The sequence below is a fragment of the Mangrovibacillus sp. Mu-81 genome, from assembly GCF_036867415.1.
Classification (GTDB): domain Bacteria; phylum Bacillota; class Bacilli; order Bacillales; family Bacillaceae_B; genus Rossellomorea.
Genome location: NZ_JBAJHU010000003.1, coordinates 148845 through 164820 on the forward strand (window position 1 = coordinate 148845; position 15976 = coordinate 164820).

Consider the following 15976-nt stretch of genomic DNA (forward strand, 5'->3'; position numbering starts at 1 on the left):
CAACATTCTAATAAAAAAATTGATAAAAGCAAAATAGAAAAATGCGCTCTAGTAAACGGGCGACATTTCCGAATAGATTTGCTAGTATTATTACGACTATATACGATGAATGAAGGAGGGGTGGGTTAATGAACGAACCGATCAATGAACAAATGAATGAAAAAGACAAGCTGGAAAAAGAAATGTATGATGAAGAGCTTCTCGTTAGAGCCCTTCTGCAGGAAGATTTAGACCTTTTCCGGTCGGAGTTCATTCAATTACACTCCTATGATCAGGCTAAATTCTTTTCTAAAGTAGAGGATGATCTGAGAATTCGTCTTTATCATTATCTTTCTCCGGAAGAGATGGCTGAACTATTTGAAAGTCTTGATATAGATGAAGAGGATTATCAGGAGATACTGGCAGAAATGAATCCTTCGTATGCAGCAGAAATGCTGTCGAATATGTATGCAGATGATGCGGTGGATGTGCTGAATGAACTTGATAAAGAGCAAGTGGTCAGCTACCTGACCATCATGGATGATGAATCTGCTAAAGAAATCAAAGAGCTCCTTCATTATGAGGAATATACTGCAGGAAGTATCATGACAACAGAATTTGTCGCTATCTCACAGAATCAGACGGTCCGTTCTGCCATGTACATTCTGAAGAATGAAGCTCCAAATGCGGAAACGATTTATTACATTTATGTCGTAGATGATGATAAGAAACTTGCTGGAGTCGTCTCGCTTAGAGATCTGATCATCAGCCATGATGATGTCATGATATCAGAGATCATGAGTGAAAGAGTCATGTCTGTCGGGGTGAGCGAGGATCAGGAGACGGTAGCAAGACAAATGAAGGATTATGATTTCCTTGCCTTGCCTGTTGTTGATTTCCAGCATCATCTGCTTGGGATCATAACGGTTGATGACATTATGGATGTAATGGAAGAAGAAGCTTCGGATGACTACTCCAAGCTCGCAGGTATTTCTGACTTGGACTCCATTGACAGAACTCCCTTCAATGCAGCTAAAAAGCGCCTTCCTTGGCTGATAGCATTATTATTTCTAGGAATGATCACTGCGAATCTTATCGGGCGGTTTGAAGCAACCCTTGATAAATTAGCCATTCTGGCTGTCTTTATCCCTTTGATTGCCGGGATGGCCGGAAATACCGGCACTCAGGCTCTTGCCGTTGCTGTCCGGGGGATTGCCACTGGAGATTTGGAGAAGGAAAATAAACTTGCCCTCGTCATCCGTGAAGCTGGGACAGGGCTGATCACCGGCACGACATGTGGAATTGTTGTGAGCATGATTGTATATGTATGGAAAGGGACGTTTTTTCTAGGAATGTTGGTCGGGGTATCCGTCATGGTTTCATTATTTGTCGCTACACTTGCAGGTATACTGGTCCCCCTGCTCATGCATAAATTGAAGGTCGACCCTGCAGTAGCATCGGGACCTTTTATCACCACTATCAATGATATTATCAGCACATTGATCTATTTGGGGTTAGCTACATTATTTATGAATTATCTTATATAGAAAGAAAAGGGGGAAAGCATTATGGAACAGCACGCCTCGGTAACATCGTTGGTCATCGTCATCATTGTCGCTTTTTTGACTCCTATTTTGCTGCACCGGTTTAAATTGAATTTCATTCCTGTGGTGATTGCTGAAATCATTATGGGATTAGTTATTGGGAAGAGCGGATTCGACCTTGTCCAGCAGGATATGTGGCTTGAAACACTATCTACATTCGGTTTCATCTTTTTAATGTTCTTAAGTGGAGTGGAAATTGACTTCAAAGCTTTTTCCACCGGTAAGAATAAGAAAAAGGTGTTACTTCCGAATGGAAAAGAAGAACCAAATCGCCTTAAGGTGGCTACAATCATATTTATCGGTATCTTTCTGGTATCTCTTGGTCTGTCTTATTTATTCGTTCTTTTCGGATTGATTGAAAATGCATTCCTGATGACGCTGATCATTTCAACAATTTCACTGGGAGTCGTTGTTCCGACTCTTAAAGAAGCGCAGATAACTAAAACGGCAATCGGGCAGATTATCTTATTGATTGCCGTAATAGCTGATTTGGCTACCATGATCCTTCTGGCTGTATTTGTTTCTTTATACGGTGAAGGCCATGGAAGCATGTGGCTCCTTCTTGTTCTGTTCGGAGTCGGCGTTCTGCTATATATATTAGGGAAGCGAATGAAGAACAACAATTTCATCAAAAGCTTGTCTACAGGGACTGTGCAAATTGGAACACGGGCCGTTTTCACATTGATCATTCTCCTGGTTGCAGTCTCAGAAACAGTCGGTGCAGAAAATATACTTGGGGCATTTTTAGCAGGTGTATTGGTATCTCTGCTCGCACCTAACCAGGAAATGGTTCAGAAACTCGATTCCTTTGGTTATGGATTCCTGATACCGATATTCTTTGTAATGGTTGGGGTCGAACTTGATCTTCAATCCATGTTGAGTGATAAAAAAATGCTGTTACTGATTCCATTATTGTTGTTGGCCTTCTTGATTTCCAAGCTGCTGCCGGTATATCTGTTAAAAAGATGGTATGATACGAAGACTACGCTCGCCTCTGCATTTTTGCTGACGTCTACCTTATCACTCGTAATCGCGGCTGCAAAGATCGCTGAAAGAATAGAAATCATAACCCAGGAAATGAGCGGCACTTTGATCCTGGTGGCAGTAATTGCCTGCATAATCACACCGATCTTCTTTAAGAAGCTGTTTCCCAAGGAAAGTGCCGCTGAAAAGAAATTAAAGGTCGTGTTCCTGGGAGCGAATCAGATGACCCTGCCTGCATCCAGGGAATTGCAATCTTCACTTTATGACCCCATCCTTTATCATACGATTCAGGATAAATCTGATAAGAATATTGCTGATTCGTTATTCAACATAAATGAAATTGAGAATTACGAGCTTGATACGTTGGAGGCGCTTGATGTTTTCGAGGCAGATATTATCGTGATCTCCACTGGTGACGAAGAGGCAAACGCCACTCTTTCCGTTGCAGCGAAAGAGAGAGGCATTGAACGTGTGATTGTCAGAGTGGAAAGCCCTGACCTGCATGAAACATTAAGAGAGCAAGAAATTGAAGTCTATTCTGTATTTCTCTCTACAAAAGCATTGCTGAGAGCGATGATTGAATCACCGTCAGTAATGAATATCCTCACAAACCAGGAAATGTCACTGTACGAAATTAAAATGCTGAACAGCCAGTTCGAAGGCATGACGCTGAGAAAATTCCCGTTTACAGGGGACGTCATTTTTGTCCGTATATTCAGAGGAAAAGACTCGATCGTTCCCCATGGTGATACAGAGCTTCATATGAATGACAGGCTGATTGTAACGGGTTCAAAGGAATATGTGGATGAATTAAAACGCGAACTCGAATTCTGCGAATACTGTTAATAAATGAAACTCCCCGGCGGCCGGGGAGTTTTTCTTTAGACTCTATTATAAAGGAGCTTCACTTGTTGAAACTTAATTAGTAATATAAGCTGAAGAATAAGGAGTGGTAGAAAATGTGGGAAACAAAAGTAGAGGAAATAAGAGAAAAGCTAAAGAAAACCCTGGAAGGGGTACCTTATGAGAAATTGAATGAGAAGCTTTCGAAGGATGAATGGAGCATTGCCCAAATCGTTCTGCACCTTGCAGGGGCAGAGACACGTTTTATGAAACTTGCGCTAGGTGCTGCACAAGGACAGACGGATCATAAAGGGGAAGCGGTCGATTTAAGTGTCTTTGAGGATAAAAACAAGAAGCTTAAAGCACCTATTGACCCGCCGGAAGATCCTCAAACATTTGGGGAGTTAGTGAATGCCCTGGATGCTTCAAGAAGTTTGACGGAGGAATTTATCGGAAAATATTCTGAAGCGGTGTTGGCTCAAAAATCGATGAATCACCATCGATTCGGCATTATGCCTGTCTGGCAGGTTCTGGAGCTCCTTGGCAGACATGAACAGCGACATATCCAACAAATCGAAGAGACTAAAAAAAATATCTCATAGAATTGCACCTTTTCTTTTTTTGATGATTGCTGTAGAATTAGTATCAGGTACTAATAACTTGTAACAATAGGAGGATAACAATGACTCTTTCATTAGCAGGCAAAACATTTGTAGTCATGGGTGTTGCCAATAAAAGAAGTATCGCATGGGGGATTGCACGTTCTCTTCATCAATCAGGTGCGCGCTTAATCTTTACATACGCCGGAGAACGTTTTGAAAAAGGTGTCAGTGATCTTGCAAATACTTTAGAAGGCGGCGAGGACTCTCTCGTACTTCCATGTGATGTAACGAGTGACGAAGACATCGAAAAATGCTTTGCCGCGATTAAAGAAGAAGTGGGAGTAATCCATGGACTTGCCCACTGTATCGCTTTCGCAAATAAAGAAGAACTTGCCGGAGATTATATGAACACGACCAGAGATGGTTTCCTTCTTGCACATAATATCAGTTCTTATTCTTTAACGGCTGTAGCGAAAGTCGCAAAAGATTTAATGACCGAGGGTGGAAGCATCGTATCCATGACCTACTTAGGCGGGGAAAGAGTGATGCAGAACTATAACGTCATGGGTGTCGCAAAGGCATCGCTTGAAGCTAGTGTAAAATACCTTGCAAGTGATCTCGGCAAGCACGGAATTCGTGTGAATGCCATTTCTGCAGGTCCAATCCGTACACTATCCGCAAAAGGGGTCGGCGACTTCAACTCGATTCTAAAAGAAATCGAAGAACGTGCTCCGCTGCGCCGCAACACAACGCAAGAAGAGGTTGGAGACACCGCTGTATTCTTATTCAGCGACCTCTCAAGAGGAATCACAGGTGAAAACCTCCACGTTGACTCAGGATACCATATTCTTGGTTAATCACTGCTATTCAGATGAAATCCCGCTGACCAAACACAGTCAGCGGGATTTTTGAATACTCAACATATATGGTGTCTCAAAAAATCTTCTTCATCTAAAAAACGAAACTGACATGCACTTATTGCATACATATAAAAGTGGAGATGAATTGGAGGTGTGCACCATGAAAAAAGAAAAAGCAATAAGCAAGGAACCACTGTTATATATTCAGCAGCCTAAGCTTCAAGAAGTAAAAGGGAATATGCAAGTGACCTACCGTTCAACAAAGCCAAAAGAGAAAAAAGAAAATATCCCGAACCAATCAGTTGAACTTGATTCAGAAAAGCAACGTGTTGCTGAAAATAGGAATGAAAAAACATATGGGAAAGAATCAATTGAGGATATACAGCCACAAACAAAGACTGAAACAGAGGAGCCAAGGTCAGCAGCATACTCCTTCAGAAGACTGAAACCTTTCAAAGAACTGAACCTGGAAGAAAAACTGGATTATATATCTGACAGTATCAACGGCAAAGCACCGTTTCCATGTGAGTTCTGCACAGATACTTTCTCATATAAAGGTGTGCTTTCCTTAAAAAATGTTCATGTAATAAAAGTTAAAACGTTTCAGGGAGAAGAAGTGACGATTGCAAAAGAATCTTTGAAGTCCATCAAGATGATAGGCTTACACTAAAAGAAGCCAGGCGGGGATTCCCGGCTGGCTTCTTTCACCTTTAAACTTTGCTGTTTCCAAGCTGATTAATCTTCACACAAGTCAACAAATACATCTTTGATACATTGAATCGCACAGAAGCAATCTAGATCGACAGTGATACAGTCGCCTGTCAATTCCCACTCGCTCATCATGCCTTCTGCTTCATCGAAATCGTCGTGTCTGCCGTCGTGTCTGCCGTCACGTCGACCGTCGCCTTTGCCGTCGCCTCTGCCGTCGCCTCTGCCATCGCTTCTGCCATCGCCTCTGCCGTCGCTGTGACCCCCATGGTGCTCAGGCTTCAATACTTGCAAAGTAGCACAGCAGTTATCGAATATTTCTTTAACCCGGAAAAATGGGGATTTCCAAGGTTTGCCTTTGATGTGTGCTTTGAATGTGTCACCATTCTTCAAATAAAGCTTGAAGATACGGGTGTTTACACGATGAGCAGGGCTAACCATCGTTCCCAGTGGCTCAAGGAAACAATCATTACGGCATTCGTTGCAATCGTCACCAGCGTCTTGAATATCCTTAATAGCGCGAACTGCTTGACATACACAGCCGAGATCTTTTTTATCAAAATCTCTATCTCTTCCGCAACCCATATAAAGTTCCTCCTTAAAATGAATTTCATTTACATTACTAACATATTGTAGGATAGGCAATTAGGTAACGGACATCTGCCCTCTTTTAAAAATTTGGGCTTGTATAATTTACATTGGGAGAAAGGGGGATCTCAGATGGAAATTACAATGGTACAGCTCATAGCTCTTGGGTTTGCTATATTCCGTATGACACATCTGATGGTATTTGATAAAATCACAGAATTTATGAGAGCGCCTTTTTTTGATGAGTTAAAGGAGGAGGAAAATGGTGTAGAAGAAATATATCTCATTCCAAAAACAGGCGGGGTGAAAGGTTTTTTAGGGCAATTATTATCTTGTTATTGGTGTACTGGAATATGGGTGAGTATGTTTTTATACGGAGGTTACTTATGGCTTCCTCTCATTTTCGGCCCGTTCATTACTTTACTTGCTGTTGCAGGTGTAGCTGCAATAATAGAAGCTGCTGTCCAGTATTGGAATAGAGATGCCGGTTAGGTAATTAGTGGAAACAAGCACGCTTCCTTTAACATATAATGAATCAACTTCATGCTAAAGGAGGAATACATTTGAGAAGAACCTCTGTAAATAACGTGATTAAATCAACAACTGCTACTACTAATAAGAAGAAAAAAGGAGGATGCGGCTGCGGCTCGAAAACAAAGAAAAATTAGATTGCTCTTAAAGAGCAGTCTTTTTTTTTTTCATAAAATTAGACTTTAAGAAAAAAATAAGGGGTGAGTATAAAAAAAAATGAGGGATCTTGTATGAAAAATTGTTTATTTGCTGGACTTATCTCCTGCATACTGATTGCCGGCTGCTCTAATAAGGAAGATGGCAAGGATAGCAAAACCGCCCTCCTTAAGACAACTGATCCGGCGCCTGTTGAACTGGTGGATCATCCTGAAACGGATAGTTTCGGCCATGCGATTAAAAAGGAACTGGCCAAGAAGAAAGAGCTTTATGATGTAGCGGTCATTCAGAGTAAAGAAGAAACGCTGGTCGTTTACAAAGTGAAGCACCTGCAGCGATTTAAAATGAAGAAGATCGAAAAGGATATGGAGAAATATCTCGAGGGAAAATATCCAGGTGAAGATTTTATTTTATCAAGTGACTATAAGATTTTTCTGGAAACTGTCCGATTAAAAGAAAAAATTCAGCATAAGTCGATTTCTAAAAAAGAGGCTGAAAAGGAATTCAAGGATATCATCGAACTTCAAAAAGAAAAGACGTAGGAGGAATTAGCAGTGGGAAAAACACCAAAAACCCCCGAACAACAGAAATATGAAAAACTAGAAAAACAATATGAAACAAAAAGACCACTTTTGAAAAATGTGATAAAAGCATTTTTCGTGGGGGGAGCCATTTGTCTTGTTGGGCAGGCTGTAAGTTATTACTATATCTATTTCTTTAATTTCACCGAGCAAACAGCCGGGAACCCCACAGTGGCTACAATGGTCTTTTTTTCCATGCTTCTTACCGGGTTCGGCATATATGATCATCTTGGGCAATTCGGAGGAGCTGGAAGTGCTGTTCCTGTAACGGGCTTTGGTAATGCGGTGATTTCAGCAGCAATCGAACATAAAACAGAAGGTTATGTTTTGGGTGTGGGGGGGAATATCTTTAAACTTGCCGGTTCTGTCATCGTTTTTGGAGTATTTGCTGCTTTTGTGGTTGCTTTAATTAAGACTTTATTAATTCAATGGGGAGTGATTTAATGCTTAAGGGATCAAGATCATGGGTCTTTAAGGCGCAGCCTGCTATTCTCTCCACCGGTGTGGTTGGCGGCCCTTTTGAAAAAAAAGGAAAGTTGGCGTCAGACTTTGACCGATTTTACGACGATTTGTGGATGGGTCAAGACACTTATGAAAAAGCGAACCGAACTCTAATTGAAGATGCGGTGCAAATAGCACTGGAGAAGCAATCCCTTCAAAAGGAGGATGTGCAATTCTTCCTGACCGGTGACCTGATCAATCAAATAACTCCTTCAAGCTTCGCCGCACGGACCTATTCATTTCCATATTTCGGTCTATTCGGTGCATGTTCCACTTCAATGGAAGGATTGGCACTGGCCGCATTTCTGGTGAATTATCAAGGTGCTGAAAAAGTGATGACGGGTGCGTCGAGTCATAATTCAGCTACAGAAAAGCAGTTTCGATATCCGACGGAATACGGCGGCCAAAAGCCTCCAACGGCTCAATGGACGGTAACTGGCGCCGGGTATGCCTTGGTGGGGAATGGTGCCGGCCAGACAACACCTGCACCGAGAGTGACATCCGCAACAATAGGAAAAGTGATTGATCTTGGATTATCAGATCCTTTCAATATGGGCGGCGCGATGGCACCGGCGGCAGCAGATACAATTTCCGCTCACTTTCAAGATTTAGGAAGAGATCCTTCTTACTACGATTTAATTGTAACCGGAGATCTTGCTGCAATTGGAAGGCAGACAGCGATGGAAATACTGAAGGAGAAGGGCTTTACCCTGACCGAACAGCAATATAAGGATTGCGGATTACTCATATATGGAGAGGATCAGCAGGTCCAATCGGGAGCAAGCGGCCCAGGGTGCTCGGCCACCGTTCTATACGGCCACCTGCTTAACGAGATGAAGAAAGGCACTTATAAACGGATATTGGTGGTCGCAACAGGTGCACTGCTCTCGCCTCTTACCTTCCAACAAGGAGAGACGATCCCATGTATTGCCCATGCCGTGTCCATAGAATTTTCGTAATGTAAAGGAGGAATCGTAAAATGATTGCGATGTTTTTTTGGTCATTTGTGATCGGTGGAATCATTTGTGTCATTGGTCAGTTAATGTTTGATGTAGCGAAATTGACACCCGCACACACATTAAGTCTGATGGTGGTTGCTGGCGCCATACTTTCAGGATTTGGATTATATGAACCGCTTATCGATTTTGCAGGGGCTGGTGCGACGATCCCGATCACCAGCTTTGGCAATGCCCTTGTTAACGGTGCGATGCAGGAATCACAGGAACACGGGCTGGTGGGAGTGTTAACAGGGATGTTCGAGGTAACAAGTTCCGGTATATCTGCTGCAATCGTGTTTGGCTTCATAGGTGCGCTCCTTTTTAATCCAAAGGGGTAATGGGAGGAAATAGAAATGCCTGAATACTTGCAAGTAGCAGTAAGAAGCTCGTTTATTCTTCTTTCTTTGTTTATCATTACAAAATTACTCGGCAAAAAACAATTGTCAAAATTATCGTTTTTTGAGTATATTACAGGCATAACAGTAGGCAGCATAGCCGGCACACTCTCAATGGATCTCGATGTACCGCTGGGTGAAGGACTTATGAGCATTTTACTGTGGTTCTTATTTCCACTGCTATTCTCTATCTTGTCTTTGAAAAGCAGCAAATTCAGAAGATTTGCCGAAGGCACACCATCCATTTTTATCAAAGATGGACAAATCGATGAAAGAGCCTTGCGGAAAGAAAAGTATTCGGTTGATGAGCTGCTTGAGCAACTTCGGAAAAAAGATGTATTCCGGGCAGCGGATGTAGAATTTGCCACGTTAGATACAAACGGGGATCTGAGCGTAATGCTGAAGAAAAATAAACAACCCCTTCTAAAAGAGGATATGTCATTCGACCTTCAGGCATCAACTCCCCCTCAAGCAGTGATTTCCGATGGGAAAATTGATGAAGAGGCATTGAATGAAATCGGATTTCCAAAGCCATGGCTTATTAAAGAACTATCAAAGAGGCAGTTAAGTGTCGATGCAATATTTTTGGCACAGGCAGACAGTGAAGGGAATCTTACCTTCGATCTTTATAATTGGACAAAGCCACAATAAAATAAAAAAAAGCCCATACGGATCAACTCTCACTTACATATGTTATAAATGACTAAAGGTAAAGTGAGGTGATGCTAAATGCCTTACGGATATGGTGGATATGGTTATGGCGGCTGCGGATATGGCGGCGGAGGTTATGGATCTACATTTGTGTTAATCGTCGTCTTATTCATCTTGTTGATAATTGTTGGTGCCAGCTTCTGCTAATCGGGAGCAAAAATGAGACGGAATCCTCGACTAGAGAGATTCTGTCTTTTTTTACATGAATAATCACGCTCTCCGCTTTTTTACATATGATGCTTATAGTTAAAAAGGAGGCGTGTTACTCATGAACAACAACTTTTTCAAAAATCTCGAGCAAAAGACAGGCGTCAACATGAACGAAGTGTTAGAGCTTGCCAACTCATTGCAAAATGCAAATTTCAAAGATGAAGCAACTGTGAGAAGTGTCATTAAACGGGTATCTAAAATTGCAAAGAAACCTGTCAATCAAGAAATGGAAGATAAAATAGTCCAATCAATTGTGAACGATGGGAAACAATTGGATTTCGGTACCATTTCAAATATGCTGAATAAAGGAAAAAAATAATTTTTTTCGAAGAGAATGGACATAAAAGCACGGAATTCTTCGTACTTTATGTTAATTCTCTTTTTATTTTCCGTAGTAATGATCATTAATTTGTTTTTTCCAGATTCCCGCTTTTGCAATCAAATCATTAGCGGTGTTTGGTGTTCTATTTTTTTCATGAAGTTTCAATCATACATATATCAGGGTAAAAAGCCAATACAAGGAGGTTATATGAATGGGTTATATCGCACCAATACCACACCATCAATATAAACAATATCAAGAAAGAGATATGAAAATAGAAAAACATCCGTATCGATTTTTCCCCGTACAACCCGTTACAGCTTTGAAAAATAAATCAAAACAGACCGATCACGAAGAAATACATGCCCACCCGGAAATAAAGCGCGGCAAGAATGCTCCGACTTACCACATAAAAAAATCCCAAAAACCAATCATCACCACCGAATTATTAGCACAAGTAACAGGGAAAGGGGCCAACTTTAACGAATATGTATAAAGAAAAGCGGAAGGGCTTTGGTCAGAGGCGGGTGGCATAAGGCGAACCGGGCATGAAGGCGTTCTTTGCCTTCTTGATCGGTTTGGCTTATGTCATGTGCCTCTAAGCCCTGGAGCTGGACAATAGAAAAGCGGAGGCGGCTCGTTCAGAGGCGACAAGCATAAGACAGGGCAGCCACAAAGGCGCACTTTGCCTTTTTGGCTGGCATGACTTATGTCTCGAGCCTCTAGCCGCCGGAGCTGGACAATAGAAAAGCGGAGGCGGCTCATTCAGAGGCGACAAGCGTAAGACAGGACAGCCACAAAGGCGCACTTTGCCTTTTTGGCTGACATGGCTTATGTCTCGAGCCTCTAGCCGCCGGAGCTGGACAAATAGAAAAGCGGAAGGGCTTTGTTCAGGCCAGAAAAGCATAAGAATACATTCCGTTAGTACCAAGGGGGTGAAAAATTGAAGCTTCAACAATTTACGGATCACTGTTATGCCTTCACCGGTGCGGTGAATATCGGCTATTGTCAGAAAGACGGCAGAGGACTCCTCATAGATGCCGGTCTTGATGACTCTGCCATAAAAAAAGTCTTAAAACAATTAAAGCAACTGGATCTGCCGTTGGATTACTGTTTGATTACCCATGCTCATGCAGATCATTTCGGTGGCGCATCCTATTTAAAGAAAAGCTTGAACATTCCTGTGTATGCACCTCTCCTTGAAGCTGCAATCATAGAAAATCCGATCTTGGAACCGATTTATCTTTTCGGCGGTGCTTACCCGATTGAAGAATTAAGGAACAAGTTCCTTGAGGGTCCACCTGTCAGTGTGGATTACGTGATAGTGCCGGGGGAGAATGTCATCGGCCCTTTCACTGTGGAAGTCATAGATTTACCAGGGCATTCATACTCACAGGCAGGAGTCCTGGTCGAAGAAATTTTATATGCAGCAGATAGTTATTTTGGACATGAAGCGCTGAACAAGCATGTTATTCCTTTTATCGTTGATGCAGACAACACACTTGAATCATTGGAAAGACTCCTTCACATACGTTGTAAAGGAGCGATACCCGGCCATGGGCCATATTCTGAACATTTTCATGAAATCGTCATGGAAAATATAAACGTCCACGAAGATAAACTCAAAGCTCTTTACCAGCTGATTGAGAGTAAGCGGGAGGGTGAAACGGTAGAAAATCTTACAAAAGAATTTCTTACCTTGCATAACATCCATGTAAAAAACATGGGACAATGGCTTTTGTTCCGCACTACTGTAACAGCTTATATTGCCAGTCTCATACGTCAGGGAAGGGTACGCTTCCTGTTGGCAGACAATGAACCGAAAGTGGTGGCGGAACACTAATACCCTTGAACCAGTAAACTTTCACCTTCTTTCCATTCGGCATACAAGACTTCCTTTGCTGATTGGAAACCGTGATTGTTGATTTCCCTTAGCAGCCAATCTTCTTGCAGTTGAACGAGACTCAGATTATCATAAATTACCTCCCCGTCCAGAATCAATGACAACGGAAGACTGGCGAGTTTTGACCCTAGATTAAGGTCTGCCCGCTGAACATTAGCATACATCGGTTTTTTCAGGACGCTCAGTGTCCCATTCGATTCCAACAGGGCGTACTCGCATTCACGAACTGAAAAGATGTCTTTCGCCCTGAGTAAGTGCTGAAGCTGGTTTAAATCGAGATGATTCTTCTTTAATTGTTTAAAGTCTATTTTTCCTTTATTTATAACAATTGCAGGCGTCCCTTCCAATATATGGCGAAAGCGTCTGTTTTTTTGTGTGAAAAATTCAGTGGTGAATATTAAGGAACCCCAGATAAAGATAGCGGCCAGGATTGGCCACACGCTTAATTCCTTATCATAAAGGGAATTTCCAACCAACTCTCCTAAGATTAAAGCAGATATGAAATCGAATGCGGAGATTTGTGTTATTTGTGTTTTTCCTAATATTTTCGTCAAAATTAAAAGGGCAAAATAGCCAACGATTAGTTCCACGGCTATTGACATAAGCTCCATAGGAATCCCCCTCCCCAAATATTTCATCATTATCGTCCAGTTGGGTTGTGTTTATACTTCAGGGAACGCCTATTTTTATTCCTTGGCAAAATAAAAAGATCAAACTGCCGCAAAATAGCGGAGTTTGACCTTTTTATTGCTTGAATATGGTTTAAGACATTGTTTTGATCATGGTCTTATGGGGGATCCCGGCATCCATGAATTCCTCTGAAACAATCTGATAACCTAATCCTTCATAAAAAGGGATGGCATAGGTTTGTGCATGTAACTTAAGTTTCGGAATGTTTTTTTCAGCAGCGTATTGTTCAATGGCCTGCATGATTTCCCTGCCGGCACCTTTCCCGCGGACAGTCTTTAGGACACAGATTCTTTCCACTTTTCCAATACCATCCAGTATACGGAATCTGCCGGCACCTGCTGGAAAATCACCATCGTAAAGAAGAAAGTGGGTGGATTTATTTTCGAATTCATCAATTTCTTCTTCCATCGGCACGTTCTGTTCTTTTACAAAAACAGTTTTCCTCACTTGAAAAACGTCTTCCAGCTGTGTTTCTGATTTAGCGATTTCAACTCTCAATGCTATTATTCCTTTCCGAGACGGATTGTTTCATAAACGGTCCAGGAACCATTTTCTAATTGATACAATACATGGAAACGGTCTACTGTTTCTTCATGATCGACACCGAGCATGCGAAGAGAACCATAAATATCCGAATGTTCATCATTCGAAAGCTTTTGTGCAATTGTGATGTGCGGTACAAATGCGAATTCGGGTTCATCGTTCAAGAAATCCCTTTTGTGCATATCGTTATGAAGGCCTTCTAATTCAGGTGTAGATTCAACTTTGAAATAAATAACATTATTTACAGGCTGAAACGAGCTAACTTTGTAGACCTTTAAATTAAACGGATCATAGTTCTTTGCGATGTTTCTCAGTTTATCCGCGATACCTTTGATTTGATCGTTATCGGCAGAAAACACATTTTTGAGTGTTAAATGCGGCGGGATCAAGGCGTAATGAGGATCGTAACGTTTACGATAAGAGTTTGCCATATCTTGAAGCTTTTTTGATGGAAAAATGACGATGCCAAAATTCATTTTCTTCAATCCTCCTCTGAATACTATCTCTTGAAAACCTTTTAATATAGTATAGCAAATTTTTCAAAAATTTAATATAGGGCGAACGGAAGGGAAGTTCGCCCAAAATCAATTGTTAAAGTAGAGAATTAACGAAACATCATGGATAATGCACGTTTTAAATCGGGCTGCCAGTATTTCCATGTGTGACCGCCGTCGAATTCTTCGTAGAAAGCAGTGTATTTCTTTTCAATGAATAACTCATGAAGTTCCCGGTTTGGTGTTAAAAAGTCTTTCACCTCTCCATTTGTTGTCTTCACTTCCGTTTCATCTTTGCCGATTACATGGTAGATCTGAAGCAAGTGAGGGTGTGGGAAGTCTTCAACTTCATCGAGCACTTTATCATTTACAAGTGGAGATTGCAGTATTACTTTGCCAAATGTGTTGGGATATTTCAAAGCAGTCATGAGTGAAACGGTAGCACCTAATGAATCTCCAATGAGAGCCCTGCCCATCCCCATGTGGTAGGTAGGAAAGTGTTCATCCAAATAGGGGACTAGTTCATGAGCAAGGAAACGGATATATGCATCGTTTTCTTCCCCGTAAGGATGATATTTTCTTCTCCGGTCTTCTACACTTTTATAGGGAACACCAACGATGATCATGTTTTCTATTTCTTTATTGCCGAGTAATTCATCAGCTAAGCGGGGTATTCTTCCAAGTTGAAAATAGTCTTTTCCATCTTGGGCAATCAATAATGAATATTTATATAGGGGGGAAAAAGTGGCCGGCAGATAGACCAGCATTTTCAACTCTTCATTTAATTCTTTACTATAGAGGTTTAATTCGGTTACCTTGCCTCTATTAACATTCATGTAAAACCCTCCTGATTCTTTCGATAACGTTTACAAAAACGATTGTATCATAATCTCCCTGTTAAATCCTTTAAGCAGATCAGGATGAGAATATTCGAAAAAATGTTATAATTCAAGTTACAGGTTCAGTAAGAAAGGAGCTCAAACCATGCATAAACCGATACATTCAAAGGAAGTCACTAAAGCCGCCATCAATAAACTTCATGAGAGAGGTGTCACGATAGAAGATATTGCGGACATTGTATATGAAATGCAGTTTCCTTATCATAAGGAGTTAAAGTTGGCCGACTGTATTGAAAGTGTTAAAAAGGTTTTATTAAAAAGAGAAATACAGCATGCCATTTTAGTTGGGGTGGAGCTGGATCAGATGGCTGAAAAGAAAATGCTTTCCGAACCCCTGCAATCGATCGTTGAAACCGATGAAGGTCTTTTTGGGGTGGATGAAACCATCGCCCTCGGTGCAGCATTGGGATATGGCTCTATAGCTGTTACAACTTTCGGTCACCTGGATAAGAACAAAATCGGGATCATTCATGATCTTGATACGAAAAAAGGAAAAGGAATCCACACTTTCCTGGATGACATCGTTGCAAGTATCGCTGCTAACGCATCTTCAAGGATCGCCCACAGCCTCAGGGATGAAGAAGAAAATATCACAACGGAAGATAAGAAGCAAGTTGAAGATGAAGAATTAATAGGTTAAATCTGATATATAACAGGTCGGCTGAAGGAGCGTTTTTGTTTCTTCAGTCTTTTTTATGTGGACATTTATCTTTGTGGAGTGAAACGGCATGTCCTGTTTGAAAGCGGTTTATACATTTTGCATGCATCTGTCAAATTTGCTGTATGATGAAAATACTTGGTAAACATGAAGTTGCGGGAGGGGATAATATGACAAAAAAGTTTTTTTATGAAAAAGTTTATAAGTTTATGTATC

The 15976-nt window shown here is 41.3% G+C and carries 21 protein-coding genes; 16 read left to right on the forward strand and 5 right to left on the reverse strand.

Annotated elements, in window-relative coordinates:
* Positions 1 to 128: 128 nt before the first annotated feature.
* The 5 genes from mgtE (at position 129) to V6B33_RS07900 (ending at position 5542) form a co-directional block, all read left to right on the forward strand.
* A complete protein-coding gene (mgtE, locus tag V6B33_RS07880; RefSeq protein WP_442915489.1) occupies positions 129 to 1526 on the forward strand; it encodes a magnesium transporter in 1398 nt (465 codons plus the stop codon).
* A 21-nt stretch (positions 1527 to 1547) separates the two neighbouring features.
* A complete protein-coding gene (locus V6B33_RS07885) occupies positions 1548 to 3413 on the forward strand; it encodes a monovalent cation:proton antiporter family protein (RefSeq protein ID WP_334217208.1) in 1866 nt (621 codons plus the stop codon).
* Positions 3414 to 3526: 113 nt separating this feature from the next.
* Positions 3527 to 4012, forward strand: coding sequence for a DinB family protein (locus V6B33_RS07890; protein ID WP_334217209.1), 486 nt, complete (start codon positions 3527 to 3529; stop codon positions 4010 to 4012).
* An 80-nt stretch (positions 4013 to 4092) separates the two neighbouring features.
* On the forward strand, positions 4093 to 4869 hold the full coding sequence (gene fabI / locus V6B33_RS07895) for an enoyl-ACP reductase FabI (protein WP_334217210.1): 777 nt from the start codon (positions 4093 to 4095) through the stop codon (positions 4867 to 4869).
* Between the two features lie 163 nt (positions 4870 to 5032).
* The gene (locus V6B33_RS07900; RefSeq protein ID WP_334217211.1) at positions 5033 to 5542 is read left to right on the forward strand and encodes a CotO family spore coat protein; all 510 of its coding nucleotides are present in this window, start codon (positions 5033 to 5035) and stop codon (positions 5540 to 5542) included.
* Positions 5543 to 5607: 65 nt separating this feature from the next.
* Here V6B33_RS07900 and V6B33_RS07905 read toward each other — a convergent pair whose 3' ends face one another.
* Positions 5608 to 6165, reverse strand: a complete 558-nt coding sequence (locus V6B33_RS07905; RefSeq protein WP_334217212.1) for a CotY/CotZ family spore coat protein — start codon at positions 6163 to 6165, stop codon at positions 5608 to 5610.
* Between the two features lie 135 nt (positions 6166 to 6300).
* Between V6B33_RS07905 and V6B33_RS07910 the strand changes: the two genes are divergently transcribed.
* From V6B33_RS07910 to V6B33_RS07955, 10 genes are all read left to right on the forward strand, one after another.
* Positions 6301 to 6660, forward strand: coding sequence for a DUF1360 domain-containing protein (locus V6B33_RS07910; protein ID WP_334217213.1), 360 nt, complete (start codon positions 6301 to 6303; stop codon positions 6658 to 6660).
* 269 nt (positions 6661 to 6929) lie between these two features.
* A complete protein-coding gene (locus V6B33_RS07915; protein ID WP_334217214.1) occupies positions 6930 to 7397 on the forward strand; it encodes a sporulation protein in 468 nt (155 codons plus the stop codon).
* Positions 7398 to 7409: 12 nt separating this feature from the next.
* Complete coding sequence (gene spoVAC, locus V6B33_RS07920; RefSeq protein WP_334217215.1) at positions 7410 to 7880, forward strand: stage V sporulation protein AC; 471 nt, start codon at positions 7410 to 7412, stop codon at positions 7878 to 7880.
* Positions 7880 to 8896 carry a stage V sporulation protein AD gene (gene spoVAD / locus V6B33_RS07925; protein ID WP_334217216.1) on the forward strand — a complete coding sequence of 339 codons (1017 nt, stop codon included), beginning with the start codon at positions 7880 to 7882 and terminating at the stop codon, positions 8894 to 8896. The genes spoVAC and spoVAD overlap by 1 nt, the downstream gene beginning before the upstream one ends.
* A gap of 20 nt (positions 8897 to 8916) precedes the next feature.
* On the forward strand, positions 8917 to 9273 hold the full coding sequence (gene spoVAE / locus V6B33_RS07930) for a stage V sporulation protein AE (protein WP_334217217.1): 357 nt from the start codon (positions 8917 to 8919) through the stop codon (positions 9271 to 9273).
* Between the two features lie 15 nt (positions 9274 to 9288).
* On the forward strand, positions 9289 to 9981 hold the full coding sequence (locus tag V6B33_RS07935; protein ID WP_334217218.1) for a DUF421 domain-containing protein: 693 nt from the start codon (positions 9289 to 9291) through the stop codon (positions 9979 to 9981).
* Between the two features lie 78 nt (positions 9982 to 10059).
* Entirely contained in the window at positions 10060 to 10188 is a 129-nt protein-coding gene (locus V6B33_RS07940; protein ID WP_334217219.1) for a YjcZ family sporulation protein, read from the forward strand.
* A gap of 121 nt (positions 10189 to 10309) precedes the next feature.
* The gene (locus tag V6B33_RS07945; RefSeq protein ID WP_334217220.1) at positions 10310 to 10570 is read left to right on the forward strand and encodes a stage VI sporulation protein F; all 261 of its coding nucleotides are present in this window, start codon (positions 10310 to 10312) and stop codon (positions 10568 to 10570) included.
* Positions 10571 to 10784: 214 nt separating this feature from the next.
* Positions 10785 to 11069 (forward strand): hypothetical protein, encoded by a 285-nt coding sequence (locus tag V6B33_RS07950; RefSeq protein WP_334217221.1) that lies wholly within the window; start codon positions 10785 to 10787, stop codon positions 11067 to 11069.
* Positions 11070 to 11516: 447 nt separating this feature from the next.
* Positions 11517 to 12416 carry an MBL fold metallo-hydrolase gene (locus V6B33_RS07955; protein ID WP_334217222.1) on the forward strand — a complete coding sequence of 300 codons (900 nt, stop codon included), beginning with the start codon at positions 11517 to 11519 and terminating at the stop codon, positions 12414 to 12416.
* Here V6B33_RS07955 and V6B33_RS07960 read toward each other — a convergent pair.
* The 4 genes from V6B33_RS07960 to V6B33_RS07975 form a co-directional block, all read right to left on the reverse strand.
* Complete coding sequence (locus V6B33_RS07960; protein ID WP_334217223.1) at positions 12413 to 13087, reverse strand: DUF421 domain-containing protein; 675 nt, start codon at positions 13085 to 13087, stop codon at positions 12413 to 12415. The genes V6B33_RS07955 and V6B33_RS07960 overlap by 4 nt on opposite strands.
* 151 nt (positions 13088 to 13238) lie before the next feature.
* Positions 13239 to 13664, reverse strand: coding sequence for a GNAT family N-acetyltransferase (locus tag V6B33_RS07965; RefSeq protein WP_334217224.1), 426 nt, complete (start codon positions 13662 to 13664; stop codon positions 13239 to 13241).
* A gap of 5 nt (positions 13665 to 13669) precedes the next feature.
* Complete coding sequence (locus V6B33_RS07970) at positions 13670 to 14185, reverse strand: YjcG family protein (protein WP_334217225.1); 516 nt, start codon at positions 14183 to 14185, stop codon at positions 13670 to 13672.
* Between the two features lie 128 nt (positions 14186 to 14313).
* Positions 14314 to 15039 (reverse strand): alpha/beta hydrolase, encoded by a 726-nt coding sequence (locus V6B33_RS07975; RefSeq protein ID WP_334217226.1) that lies wholly within the window; start codon positions 15037 to 15039, stop codon positions 14314 to 14316.
* A gap of 148 nt (positions 15040 to 15187) precedes the next feature.
* Here V6B33_RS07975 and V6B33_RS07980 point away from each other — a divergent pair, with 148 nt between their 5' ends.
* Positions 15188 to 15742 (forward strand): phosphatidylglycerophosphatase A family protein, encoded by a 555-nt coding sequence (locus V6B33_RS07980; protein WP_334217227.1) that lies wholly within the window; start codon positions 15188 to 15190, stop codon positions 15740 to 15742.
* Positions 15743 to 15976: the final 234 nt, after the last annotated feature.